Origin of the sequence: Haloechinothrix salitolerans (assembly GCF_042662605.1) — a bacterium.
GTDB classification, from domain to species: domain Bacteria; phylum Actinomycetota; class Actinomycetes; order Mycobacteriales; family Pseudonocardiaceae; genus Haloechinothrix_A; species Haloechinothrix_A salitolerans.
Map to the genome: position 1 here is coordinate 2357984 of NZ_JBHSXX010000001.1, position 12687 is coordinate 2370670.

A 12687-nucleotide genomic window follows, 5' to 3' on the forward strand; every position below is an offset into this window, starting at 1 on the left:
CTCCCCGCCGAGCTGGTTACTCGGTTTCGTAGGTGAGGACGAGCCTGCTGTGGGTCTTGTCGATCACCGGGCCGGGCAGCTCGCTGTCCGGGGTGTCGGCGGGGTAAGCCACGAGCGTGGGCTTGCGTTCGTCGCGGTGCACCGACCAGGCGCGGATCTCGTCGCAGAGGTGGCGGGCGAGTTCGGTCGCGGCGGGGCCGTGCCCGGTGGCGCCCAGCTCCCACCGGGTGGTGTCGCCGTCCTCGCGGCGGCGGGAGGTGAGGTAGGCCAGCGAACTCCCTTCCACGAGTGCGGGTGCGCGACCGGGCGAGATCGGGTCGCAGACCGCGGGCTTGGTGTCGGCGGAGACGTTGAGGCGGCACACGCGCGGGTCGGTGACGGTCAGCCGCAGCCACACCCCGTCGTGGGGCTCGTCGCCCGCGATGGTGACCCCGGACCATTCGCTGGCACGCGGCCGATCGAGCACTCCGTGCAGGGCGTTGAGGTCGAAGGGCTGGTCGCGGTCCCAGTGCAGCAGGATGGTCTCGTCAGAGGTGATCGGCGCGGCCTGTTCGCCTTCGTCCTCGCCGACGAGGTAAACGAAGCCGCACAGTTCGATCGAGTCGGAGACCAGCCGCCCATCCCGGTAAGTGAATGCCACCGAACGGGCCTGGCCGCGCCACCGTAGCGGCAGCACCACCCGGGCGCCGGGGGCGAGCTGCCGCCACCATGCCCAGGGAATGTCCCACGGGGACACGGTGGCGATCAGCCGGTCGTACGGGCCATGTTCGGGGACACCGAGCGCGCCGTCGCCGGTGACCACCTGCACGCCGCCGTACCCGGCGGCGGCCAGGTTGCGCGTGGCCTGCTCGGTCACGTCGGGGTCGATGTCGATGGTGACCACGTTGCTGTCCTGGCCGGTCAGTTCGGCCAACAGGCTGGCGTTGTATCCCGTCCCAGCACCGATCTCGAGGATCTTGTTGCCGGGTTCGACGGCGAGCTGGTCGAGCATCATCGCGACGACGAACGGCGCGGAGGCGCAGGAAAGCGAGGTGCCGTCGGCGAAGCGGTGGGTGATCACCGCCTGCCAGGGGTTGTGCGCGGCGTCCAGGTCGGCCTCGGGCACGAACTCGTGCCGCGGCACCTCACGCAGCACCCGTGCCACCTCGGGGCGCTTCGCGTAGCCCTTCTGCTGGACCTTGGCGAGCATGGTCTCGCGCAGGGCCTCCGGTGAGCTGGCGGTGGTGTCGGTGGTGTTGTTCATCGCTTCCTTTCATTCGTGGAGCAGCAGGCAGGTGTCCCACTGCGTGACCGGTGGCGTGTTCGTGCGGGCGGCGCGCTGGGCCAGCATGACCCCCGCGGTGCCGGTGAGCAGCCCGCGCCCGTCCGGAGGCTGGCGTGCCAGGTTGACGGCGAGCCTGTTGAGCAGGCGTGGGAGCGTGGCGGCGAGCTGGTCGTTGTGGCGGCTGGCGCGCCAGGCAGTGTGCACAACCCCGGCCCAGCCGTGGCACAGCGACACGTCACCGAGCCGGGCGAGCTGCTGCTCATCGCCCAGGCACCAGGCCAGGATGTTCTCGGCGCACCGTCGCCGGGCTCGGTCGCCGAGTACGAGGCCGGCGACTTGTTGCGCGCGGGCGATGCCGGGCGTGCCATAGCACCAGCTCGGCCTCGACGGGCCGGGTTGGTGCACAGCGCCGCGCGCGTGATCGGCCTGGCTGATGGCCTCGGGCCACCACGCCCGCGGCGGCACACCGCAGCGCCAGCGATCCAGCCACCGGCAGATCCGGTCAATGGCCGCGGTCTGCCCGGACACGACGATGCCGCGGCGCAGCGCGAGCGCCAGCAGCGTCAGCGGCCCGGCGATGCCGTGGGCCATGCCCAGGTTGCCGTGCCCCGTCTGCCAGGCCGGGCCGGGACCGGTGGGGCCGTGGGCGGCCCACCAGCCGGGCCGCCCGTCCGGGTGCGGCTGGGTCAGGCGCACCAGGTAACGCAGCACCTCGCGCAGCAGCTCGTCGGCGGTGCCGCAGCGCAGCAGGTACGCACCCAGCCCGGTCAGGCCGCCGATGAGGTCGAACTCGCGCTTGTCGGCCAGCTCGCCGCGGCCCATGCGCTGGTAGGCGGCCTCAAGTCGGGACCTGGTGATCTTCTCGACGTGGTCATCGAGTACGGATAGCGCCCGCCGTTGGTCGGTGGCGACGAGGGTGAACGCGATCGCGGGTGCGCCCTCGAACAGGCTCGCCTCCTCGGGGTGGGCCATCACTGGTTCGGCCACCAGGGCGGCCAGCCAGCGGTGGGCGTCCTGGCCGCGTTCCAGGGCCAGCAGCGCCTGTCCGGCGGGGCCGTCGGCCAGCGATTGTGCGGTCACGGCTGCCTCCTGGAGGTGCTGCGCCAGGTTGCGGCGGCCTGCCGCGCGAGCCGCAAGCAGATGGCTTCCCGGTCTCGGTTGACGCCGAGGGCGCGGTTGTGGTGCATGTGCAGCAGAGCATGGAGGCAGGCGTCCAGATCGGCGTCGGCGGGCAGCGCGTGCCGGTACCGGCGCACCGCCTCGGCGCGAGCGTCCAGCGCCGAGGTGACCTCGACCGATTCCGCGGCGCCCGGCCATGCCCGGGTACGGACCAGGCGGGTCACCTGGTCGACGTCGCCGCGGTCGGGCACCGCCGGGGGCACCTGCCGGGGCAGCCAGTCGGCGGCGCGCTGGTGGTCGCCGAGGAATGCGGCGGCGAGATCGAACATCGACAGGCCCGTGGCCGCCACCGGCGACGGCCCCGCGGCAGTCTGGTGGGTGAGCCGGGCGAGGACGTAGCGCGAGTCGGTGGCGAACACGGTCTCGGCCTCGTCGATGGCTCGGTAGCGACCGGTCTCTGGGTAGTAGGTGTCGAAGCCCCAGCGGCTGAGCAGCCCGTTGGTGCGCAGCCGCTCGGCCCATGTGGTGACCGTGGCCAGGACTTTGTCGGCGTCGCCATCAGTGCGCACGCGCAGGCGCAGGTGGTCGGGTTCGTCGCCTTCGCGGGCTTGTGGGTAGCGCACGAACCACCAGTCCCGCTCGCCCAGTTCGGCCAACAGCTCCGGCAGCTCGTGCACCAGCAGGGGGTCCATCCGGTACTCCGCCAGGTACAGCTTCGCGTACAGCCAGCCCGATCGCGGCGAAGCGGGCGGATGCCCGTGCTCGCGGCCGAGAACCGGAAGGGATTGCACCCGCGGGGCGGGCTCGGGCGCCTTCCGGGAGACCAGCGGCAGGACGACGAGGTGCGGGTGGCCGTCGAGCCAGCCGTCGGCCTCCGGCTCGGGCGCCTCGACCAGGACGGCCTCGTCGTTCTGGCGCAGGTGGTGGAAGAGCACCTCCCGGTGCGCGGGCACCGTCAGGTTCAGCGGGAGCTGCTGGTCGAAGTCGCGCAGCTCGACGCGGTCCGGGCAGCGCCACGTCACACGCCACCGCTCCAGCGCGTCCTTCCAGCCCGCCGGGTCGGCGGGCAGGGCTTCGCGGGCGAGCCGCCAGCGGGCCGGAGACAGGATGGCGCGCCGGTACCGCAGCCGCGGCCGAAACGGCAACTCCGCCGCGGTCGGCCCCCAGTCGAAGCCGATCCAGCCGCTGTCCACCGCCCGAGACAGTTCCCCGAGCAGCCGCGCCAGAGGCGGTTGCTGCTTCACCGCGAGCGCGTGCAGCACCATCGGCTCGATCACCCGACGCCGGGACAGACTGACCAGGTGCAGGCGGCGGCGAGTCGCCGTGATCGCCAAGTCGTCGATCCCGATCACGCCCTCGGAGTCCCGGTGGTGTTCGCCGACCGAAACGACCTCCGGCGTGAACCGCGGAAGGCGGGCGACGTTCTCCGCGCTCGGGTACGGCGGCGTGAACGACATCTGCACGGCGAGCGCGCCCTCGGCGATCGTCGGCAGTGCGGAGAACACCGCCGCCAGCCCGGCCTCGGGCACCAGCGGGCTCAACCGCGCCGACAGCGTGCCCGCGACCCGGCCCGGCGCCACGGTGAACCGGTACTCGCCACGCTCCAACGCGGCCACGCTCGCAGCGTGGATGCGCGCACCGAGGTCGACGTGCGGCGGAATCGCGTCGGGGTCACCACCCGCGGCGGCCAGCGCCTCCACCGCGGCGTCGTCCAGCTCGACTTCGCGCTCGCCCCGGGCTATCGCCTCCGTGATCCAGGACAGCAGCAGGCGGTCGCGCTCGGAGAACACGTGCCGCCCGCTGGCCGCCGGGCTGGACGGGTAGTCGCGCGGCCACCCCAGCCCCGCCGCGGAGTCCACCACCGTGCGCACCGGGACGAGGGTTCCGATGCCGTACCGGTCGCAGAACGCGGTGAAGTAGTCCCGAAAAGCCCGGCTTCCGGTGTGCTCGCGCACCAGCCGCGCCAGCAACCCAGCGGTGCGTTCGATCTCCCGCACCACCCGCTGCGGCAGGCGGACGTCGGCATCGAGCCGAAGATCGAGCGACAACGGCCCGCGGGGCGCGGGAACGAGCGCGTGCATCCGCTCGGCCAGCCGCGCCCGCGCCTGCTCGTGAGAATCCTGGTTGAGTGCGTCGATCGCGCGGCGGATCTCGATCACCTCGGCCGCGAACGTCGAGACCGGTACGTCGTCAAAATCGAGTGCCTGCAGGGAATCGGCAAGGTAACCCAACGGGTCACTGACCGCGCCCGGTGCCCGCAGGCTGGTCACCAGAAAACGGCGCTCCACTAAGGACAGCAGCATCGCGGTGGGATCACCGGCCCCCGGGTACTCGGCCGTCAGCGCCTCGACCAACACCGGGAAAAGGACCGGGGTGGCTGCGAGGCGGCGCACGGAGGCGACTGCAGTCGTGTACCGGATGCTCACCACTTCTGCTTCGGCGAGCGCGAGCCGGTCGCCGCACTCTTCGACGGCGTCGTGGAACACCACTTCCAGCCGCGCCAACAGTTCCGGGCACGCTTCCAGGCGCTGGATCACTTGCCGCAGCCACCGGTTGTCGGGGCGGACCACCACGCGATGTCGGTCACCGACGCGCACTTCGGTGTCGCCGCCGATTGTGACCGGCCCGACTCCGGCGAACAGACCGAACGGGGTGGAGCGGCCGAACCGCAGCACGTACCGCAGCAGCGCCTCCGTCGTCCGCCGCACCTCGCGCGTCGAGCGTTGATGTCCCCGCAGAATCTCCGCGACCTCAGAAGCGAGCACCGGGCTGGCATGGGTCACCGCCGCGGCCACCGTCGGCCAGACCTCATCCAGCCACGCCCGGCAATCGAGGTCGTTGGACAACACCGGCCACCGCGACGGAGCGAGGCGCTGCGCCGACGCGCGCAGCAACCCGGTACCGCAATGGCGGTAGTCCACCGTGGGCATTGCCCGCACCTCCAAGGATCAATTACGGAAACACCAGCGGCAGCGGGCGGGCCAGGTGTCGGGAACGCTGGCCCGCCCGCTGGTATCACTTCTGCGAGTGACAAGCCGAGATCTCGCAGGTCGAGCCACACCCGTCGTCGGTCTGGCAGGCCATCGCCTCCGGCCGGACCCGATCGGTCTCCACCTGTACGTCCAACTCGAACACCTGCGGTGCTTCCATCAGAGCTGCGGTCACCGAAATCACCCCCTTCCCTTTCCTGTCATGAATGGTTCTCCATTCGCATTCCGGAGAACGCGAAGATTGCGTTAGTCGGCAGGCTTCCTCGGAGTTCCGCTGGTTTCGACGAAGAGTCCACGTTTGCGAAGAATTGCCTGGCACGCCTCGCAGCGGTCCTTGCCTTCCGGTACCTGGATCACGGTCGCGGGCGCACTGCACACCGCCCACCGGATCCGCAAGCCCCGAAACACCAATGGCGGCGCAGAAGTCAGCTCGACCGCGTGCAGCGAAGCAGTGAAATACCCGGGATACCAATGGATAGTGCTACCTGGATCGTCCCGTCGGCGGTCGCCGTCCCGAGGTGACCGCGGCGGCGGCTCCCAGGCTTGCAGCCCGGCCAGCAGGCGCTCCAGGGTTTCGAGGTCGACCGGACGAAAGTCCCCGGGATCCGGGGGCTGGTCGCCCCCTTTCTCCGGCGCGAGTACCGGCGCGGTCATTTCCGAGCCCGCTCACGCTGCTGCGCATCGGTGCCCAACGGGCTGGGGCGGTCGAAGAGGAGATACCCAACCCGGATCACGAACACCACCGCGCAGAGAATGACCAATGTCCATTCCCACATGGAGGACTCCTTCACTCGATGACAGAGATCAGTCGAGACGGAACTCGATCGCGCATTTCGCCGGATTCCGTATTGCCGTTCAGAAGTCAGGCGCGCCAGCGTCGCGCGGCCAGCGTCGGTCAGCTCGACACGAACGCTGATGCCGCCGTTCGGGAAGTGGTGCGGCGCCACCGCCAGCAAGCCCTTGTCGATGAGGCCATGCGGGGTGGGGTTGAGGTAGGACGGCAACGGGCGTCCCTCATCCACCACGAGATCACCGTGCAGCGACAGGCGGCCACGATCCGCGCGGCGGAGAACCTGCCAGCGGGCGATGTCGGACTCGGCAAGATCACGCAGGAGTCCGGCGGGCTGGCCGCCGGGATTCAGCACAGGCGACGAACCGCGGAGCGTCATCACGCCCTACCTTCATGACGTGCCGCCGGTCGTCCGGAATGATCGGTGGGCGCGGGCGGGATCGGCATGGCTTTCATCACGCTGCTCCCCGATGGCTCAGGTGGCTCCGCCACCGGTCCCGCCACCTTGTTCTGACCGCTGATTAGGCGCTGCGGACCATCGCTATGTAGGGCGTTGACGGCGGAATGAGGTTGCCGCGCCAAGCCGTTCGCTGAAGGACCGGAGGAGCCGTGACTCTGGTGGCGGGCATCGACATCGCCAAGGAATTCCATTGGGCCGCAATCGTTGTGGCTGAAACCGGGCGGGAGCTTGTATCGCGGCGAGTGGACAATGCGCCCGACGCCATCGGCGAGTTCATTGCCGAGCTCGCCCAGGCCGCCGCCGAGCACGGTCCGGCGACAGTGGGCATCGACGTGCTGGGCGGAATCGCGGGCCTGGTCACCGCGATGCTGCTGGACACCGAACACCGCTTGGTGCACGTGCCCGGCCTGACCGTGAACCGCTCCCGCCACGGCACCCGCGGCGGCGAGCACAAATCCGACCCCCGCGACGCCCGGGTCATCGCCGACCAGCTGCGGCTGCGCGAGGACTGGCGGCCGGTCACCGGCGACGACGAGCTGACCCTCGACCTGCGCCTGCTGGTCTCGCGCCGCAGCGACCTGGTGACCGAGCAAACCCGCCGCATCAACCGGACACGCGACATGCTGACCGGCATCTTCCCCGGCCTGGAGCGAGCTCTGGACCTGACCAACCTCGGGGACCTGCGCCTGCTGACGCGCTACACCACACCGGCCGAGATCCGCCGGGCCGGACGAGCCCGGATCACCGCCTACCTGCACCGCAACGGGGTCCGCAGCGACCGCGCCGACCGACTTGCCGCTGCCGCGCTCGAGGCCGCCGGACACCAACGCGTGCGGGTGCCCGGCGAAACCCGCACCGCGCAGTTCGTGCGCGAGCTGGCCAACGATGCGCTCACCACGCGCGCTCGTCTGTCCGCCGTGGATTCCGAGATCGCCGAGGTTCTTGACCAGCACCCTGACGCGGCCCTCGTCCGGAGCCTGCCCGGAATGGGGGCCACCCTCACCGCCGAATTCCTGGCCGAAGCAGGCGACCTGGCCCGATTCGCCGGCGCTGACGCGCTCGCTGCCGCCTCGGGCCTGGCTCCTGTGCTGCAACAGTCCGGGAAGATGCACTACCTGCGCAGAGCCACCGGCGGCGGCAAGAACCTCAAACGCGTCTTCTACCACTCCGCGTTCTGCGCTATCCAAGCCGACCCGGCCAGCAAGGCGTTCTACGCGCGCAAACGAGCCGAAGGCAAACGACACCAACAAGCCCTCATCGCACTCGCACGCCGCCGCGTGACGGTTCTCTACGCGATCCTGCGCACCCGCCAGCCGTACCAGGCCAACCACACCACAGTCACCCCTGCCGCTTGACAAAAGCATTAGACAGCCAGCCCTCCGATCGCTCGGTCAATCTCCGTACATTGCGGACACCGGCGGGCAGTGCCGGACGGCGCTTCTCCGTCTCGGAGCCACGCACCGCAGGCGGCCACCGGCACCGGGCCGTCGAAGGAAGTGATCAACCGCGGCTGGCCGTCGCATGTCTCCTGCAAGTGCGCGAGGTCGTCGTAGTGGCGGTCGAGCGCCCACGTCGTTGGTTGCGTCAGAACGCGCATTACGCAGCCCTCCGATTCCGCGGGGCTGAGGGCCGCGCGGCGGGCGGGTGGACCGCGCGGCCCCCGGCGTGGGCTGACGGCGAGTCGGGGGATCGATGCCGCGCGCTCGCCCACGCCTGGGAAGACGCACGGTGGCGAGGAGCGCTCTCGCCAGGCAGGTGATCAGTCCTGCTCGTGCCGTGCGCTGCTGGCGCCACGCCTGCGCACCTCGTTGTGCGCCGCCAGCGGTGGTCGGGGTCGTTGTCGCGTGGCCGCCGCTGCCGACAGAACTGCTCAGCCACGGCGAGGCTGCTCTTCAGGTCGCCCTCCGAGCGGTTCGCCAGAAGCACAGCGCCCGGATCAGCGGTTGGTACGCGGCGGGGTCGGGGGCAGACGCTCCCCGGCCCCGCCGCGGGCAGATCCTGGCCAGCCCGCTCGGAGTTCCGTCCGCCGGACGAAGCGTGCCGCCCCGCGGACGAAGAACTGGCCAGGGAGTCATGGAGACCATGCAGGAGCCTGCGCACGAAGCCAGGCGAACGGTGCCGCGCCGCCCGAGAACCGCGCGCCCCGCGCCCCGGCCGCTGGCTGCGGCAGGCGCGATCCCGCTGGGCCACGCATCCCGGACACATCGGGAACGGCGGGCACACCATCGGTGCGGGAAGGATCATCCGGCCGCACAGCGCGCGGAAGCCCACGGCCTCGGCCGAGCAGATCGCCCGCCCCATGTCATCGTCGTAGACAAGGTGATCCAGCCCGTCGTCCTGGCAGGTCACCCAGATGGCGTGCTGTACGCGCGGCCCCGGACGAAGGTCGCCGGCCGAGCTTTCGTCTTTCCGGTTGCTTGCCCGCATGGCGCCTCCCGTCCGTGTGCGTTCGTGTTCGTGCCGTTGATGACCATCGGGTGAAGCAGGGGCGCATTCGCAGGCCAAACCGGGGCCATTACCGGCCGGTTGGGGGCCACCCGTTCGTGCGCCGCTTCTCACCGTGACGGAAGCGCCGCTGACCTGGGATGACGTGTTCCGCTTGGCCGGTATGCATCCGGCGCATATCCGGGATTCCCACGAACGCATAAGGTTGGCTACGCTGCGATACGACGTCATCGCTACACGGAGTAAGGCGCCTCTGACATGGGAAAACACGGCGGACACCGGTATTGCCGTTGCGGTACTCGCCTAGCCGCGGACAACGGCGGGACGGCGTGTGCTGCCTGCCAGAAGCAGGCACGGGCGGCCCTGGCCGAGCCGCCCGTCGTCCCGCCGGAGTTCTGGGAGACCGACCGGATGCAGGACGCTCTGGACGGTTGGCACATCGGCCGTGTCATCCAGGCGTACCGAACCCATCCGTGGCATGGTCGGCCCTTGTCGCAAGGCACCGTCGCCGCATGGGTTGGCCTGAACCAAACACAACTCAGCCGCATCGAGAACGGTCCGCCAACGCAGGACCTCGCCAAGCTCATACAGTGGGCGCGTGTTCTCCGAGTCCCCGCTCGACTGTTGTGGTTCAAGCTACCCGCGGACGCAGCCGCCGAGCCTGCACCGGCCGCAACTATTCAGCCTGCTGCTCCGTCTCCCGTTGGTGATGCTGTGAATCGACGCGAACTGCTCCGGGTGATGAGCCTGGCCGGGTCGCTTCTGGCGCTACCGTCGTCAAGCGATCTGGATATCGACAGGCTGACCGCAGCCGACCGTGGCGGCAGCGTCGGCACCGCGACCCTGGACGAATACGGCCGACTGAACGGCCGCCTCTGGCACGAGTTCGCGCGGTCACCCTCGAAACTGCAAGCCTTGCCGATGGTCCGCCGCCAGCTCGACGTGCTGACGGGACATCTACAGCGATCGCAGCCAGCATCCACCCACCAACGGCTGTGCACGTTGGCCGGAGACCTCTTCCAGTTGTGCGGCGAGATCCTCTTCGACGCCGATTGCTACAGCGAAGCCGCGCAGTGCTACGCCCTGGCCGCCAGCGCCAGCAAGGAAGCCGACGCTCCCGACCTGTGGGCGTGCGCCATGACCAGGCATGCCTTCATCGGTGTTTACGAACGCCGATTCGACCAAGCCGCCCCGCTGCTTGACGGCGCAGCCGATCTGGCGCGCCGCGGCGACACTGCTCTGCCGACGCGGCATTGGGTCGCGGCGGTCCAGGCGCAGACCTTCGCCGGTCTCGGCGACGCGGTCCAGTGCCAGCGTGCCCTGGAGACGGCCGCACTCGTCACCGAACTGGATTCGCCCGCAGCAACCGGTTGGCTTCGTTTCACCGACTCGCGGTTGGACGAGGAACGTGGCAGTTGTTTTGTCGAGCTTGGCCGTCCGGAGCTGGCGGAGCCATCGCTCAACGAGGCGCTGCGCCAGCGTTTGTCCGTGCGGCGCCGTGGCGGTGTCCTGGCCGATCTCGCGGCGGTTGGCGCACAACGAAACGACGCCGAACAAACGGTGCTCTACGGCGGCGCGGCGGTCGATGCCGCTCGACAAACCGGTTCAACCGGCTACGTTGGCCGCAAGTTGAGCCTCTTGCAGCCCCAGCTCAAGCCGATGCTCGCCGACCGTCACGTGCGCCACCTTGACCGTCAGATCACCAACTTGACCACCACCGCTAACTGATCAACGTATGAGGAGCCTGCCCGTGTCTTCTGAGCCCGGCCGCATCTTCCGCGAAGCCTGGATCGCCGGTGTCAAGCGGCACTACCCCGGCGAGCCCAAGCCGAGTTACGTCGCGCCGTGGGAGGAGACACCGGACTGGGAACGGCACAGCGCCGCGGCAGTGTACGAACAAGTTCGAGCCTTCGTGGAATTGAGCAACGGGCACACGGCGAAGCTCACCCGCGAGCAGAAGGGACGCTTCGTCGCCACCTGCTGGACTGCGCAGATCTACAAGCACATCCCGGAGCCGAAGCCAGCCTACGTAGCCGACTGGTCAGAACTCCCGGAATGGCAGCGCGAAACCGATGCGGACATCTTCGAACGGATTGAGCAGTCGTCTCAGTGACGTGAGGCGATGACGCGTCGGTTCAGGTGACCGGCACCGCCCTTCCCCCTTGACACCGCGGTCCTTCCAGAGCGGTCCCGGGCCAAACAAGGGCCATTTGGGGCCAGATCGAGGCCACTGGCGCTTGTTGCGCGCGCGAGCGATGGTTGCTGGTTACGGTGACGGGCAGGAGGCACGGGATGGTCGACAGAACACCACGTACGCGGCTGGAGCAACTGCTGTTCGCGCGTCACCTTTCGCTGGGTGACTTCGTGCGTGAGTTTCCCGAGCACGCCAAGGAAGCCGGGATTCACGCGCATACGTCCGAGCGGACGGCGAAGCGGTGGCTCCGGGGCGATCCCGGTACCCCGCGGGCGGAATCGTGCCGTGTGCTGGAGAGCTGGTTCGACGAACCTGTGGAGGAGCTACTCGGTCCGCCGAAGGCCGAGGTTGCCTCGCACCGCAAGTCCCCTCGGAGTGAACAGGATCTGATCGTGAACGCCGCTCGCCAGTCCGCCGAGCACGCCATCGAGTCGTCCTCGGCCATCGACCCAACCGCGCTGGAGCACCTGCACGCGGCAGCCGGGCGTGCCGCCCGCGCGTACTACGTCACCCCGCCCCTGAAGATGCTGACCGACCTGGTGCAACTGCGCGACACCGTCTACGACCAGCTCGACCGGACCCACAAGCCGCGCCAGCAGGCGGAACTGTACTTGCTCGCCGGACAGGTGTGCGGGCTGCTGTCGTCGGTGTCCTGGGATCTCGGACATGCCGACGTGGCCGAGGAACAGGCGCGGGCCGCCCATACCTACGGCAACGTCATCGATCACCCCTCACTGCGGGCGTGGGCGCGCGCGTTGCAGGTCACCGTCGCGTTGTGGTGCCGCCCGCGCCGGGCGGTGTCCATCGCCGAGGGCGCGTTGGAGACCGCCCCGGCCGGGACGGCGCGGGTTCGCCTGCACAGCGTGCACGCCCGCGCGCTCGCCCTGATCGGTGCTCGTGACGAGGCCCAGGCCGAACTCGATTCCGCGGCGACCGAGCTCGACCGGGCGGGCGAGGACAGCTTCCTGGACGAGATCGGCGGCGAGCTGGCCTTCGACCGTTCGCGTGCCGCGTTGTGCGGTGGCGCGGCCTTCGTCGCGCTCGGCGACGGCCAGCGGGCTGAATCCGAAGCCAGCCGCGCACTCGCGCTGTTCAACCAGATGCCCGAGGAGGAACGGTGGGGCGCCGGTGCGCTGGGCGCTCGTGTTGACCTGGCCACGGCCAGGACGTTGCACGGCGACCTGGCCGGTGCCCAGGACGCGCTGGGGCCGGTGTTCGAACTCGAGCCAGCTCGCCGAACCGAGGCGATCGCGCAGCGGCTGCATGGTCTCGGCCGTCTGCTCGGGACCACCCGCTACCGCGGCGCGGTCGAGGCCGGGCATATCGGCGAGGCGATCGAGGACTTCACTGCCGCCAGCCTCGCCCGGGTGACCGCCCGCCCGGCCCTGCCGTCCGGGAACTAAGCGGTCACCCGCCCGAGTAGCA

At 69.9% G+C, this 12687-nt stretch carries 9 protein-coding genes; 4 read left to right on the forward strand and 5 right to left on the reverse strand.

Going from position 1 to position 12687, the window contains the following annotated elements; all coding sequences use genetic code 11:
* Positions 1–16: 16 nt before the first annotated feature.
* The 5 genes from fxlM to ACFQGD_RS11095 form a co-directional block, all read right to left on the reverse strand.
* Positions 17–1243 carry a methyltransferase, FxLD system gene (gene fxlM / locus ACFQGD_RS11075; RefSeq protein WP_345400555.1) on the reverse strand — a complete coding sequence of 409 codons (1227 nt, stop codon included), beginning with the start codon at positions 1241–1243 and terminating at the stop codon, positions 17–19.
* A 9-nt stretch (positions 1244–1252) separates the two neighbouring features.
* Complete coding sequence (locus ACFQGD_RS11080; protein WP_345400552.1) at positions 1253–2344, reverse strand: lanthionine synthetase C family protein; 1092 nt, start codon at positions 2342–2344, stop codon at positions 1253–1255.
* Positions 2341–5313, reverse strand: a complete 2973-nt coding sequence (locus ACFQGD_RS11085; protein WP_345400549.1) for a lantibiotic dehydratase — start codon at positions 5311–5313, stop codon at positions 2341–2343. The genes ACFQGD_RS11080 and ACFQGD_RS11085 overlap by 4 nt, the downstream gene beginning before the upstream one ends.
* 85 nt (positions 5314–5398) lie before the next feature.
* Positions 5399–5548, reverse strand: coding sequence for an FxLD family lanthipeptide (locus tag ACFQGD_RS11090; RefSeq protein WP_167756515.1), 150 nt, complete (start codon positions 5546–5548; stop codon positions 5399–5401).
* Between the two features lie 475 nt (positions 5549–6023).
* Entirely contained in the window at positions 6024–6542 is a 519-nt protein-coding gene (locus ACFQGD_RS11095) for a hypothetical protein (protein ID WP_345400544.1), read from the reverse strand.
* A gap of 230 nt (positions 6543–6772) precedes the next feature.
* Here ACFQGD_RS11095 and ACFQGD_RS11100 point away from each other — a divergent pair, with 230 nt between their 5' ends.
* The 4 genes from ACFQGD_RS11100 (at position 6773) to ACFQGD_RS11115 (ending at position 12665) form a co-directional block, all read left to right on the forward strand.
* Complete coding sequence (locus ACFQGD_RS11100) at positions 6773–7978, forward strand: IS110 family RNA-guided transposase (RefSeq protein ID WP_037366834.1); 1206 nt, start codon at positions 6773–6775, stop codon at positions 7976–7978.
* A gap of 1579 nt (positions 7979–9557) precedes the next feature.
* Entirely contained in the window at positions 9558–10796 is a 1239-nt protein-coding gene (locus ACFQGD_RS11105) for a helix-turn-helix domain-containing protein (RefSeq protein WP_390221039.1), read from the forward strand.
* Between the two features lie 22 nt (positions 10797–10818).
* A complete protein-coding gene (locus ACFQGD_RS11110; protein ID WP_345400536.1) occupies positions 10819–11181 on the forward strand; it encodes a hypothetical protein in 363 nt (120 codons plus the stop codon).
* Positions 11182–11360: 179 nt separating this feature from the next.
* The gene (locus ACFQGD_RS11115) at positions 11361–12665 is read left to right on the forward strand and encodes a hypothetical protein (RefSeq protein WP_345400533.1); all 1305 of its coding nucleotides are present in this window, start codon (positions 11361–11363) and stop codon (positions 12663–12665) included.
* The last annotated feature ends 22 nt before the right edge of the window (positions 12666–12687 follow it).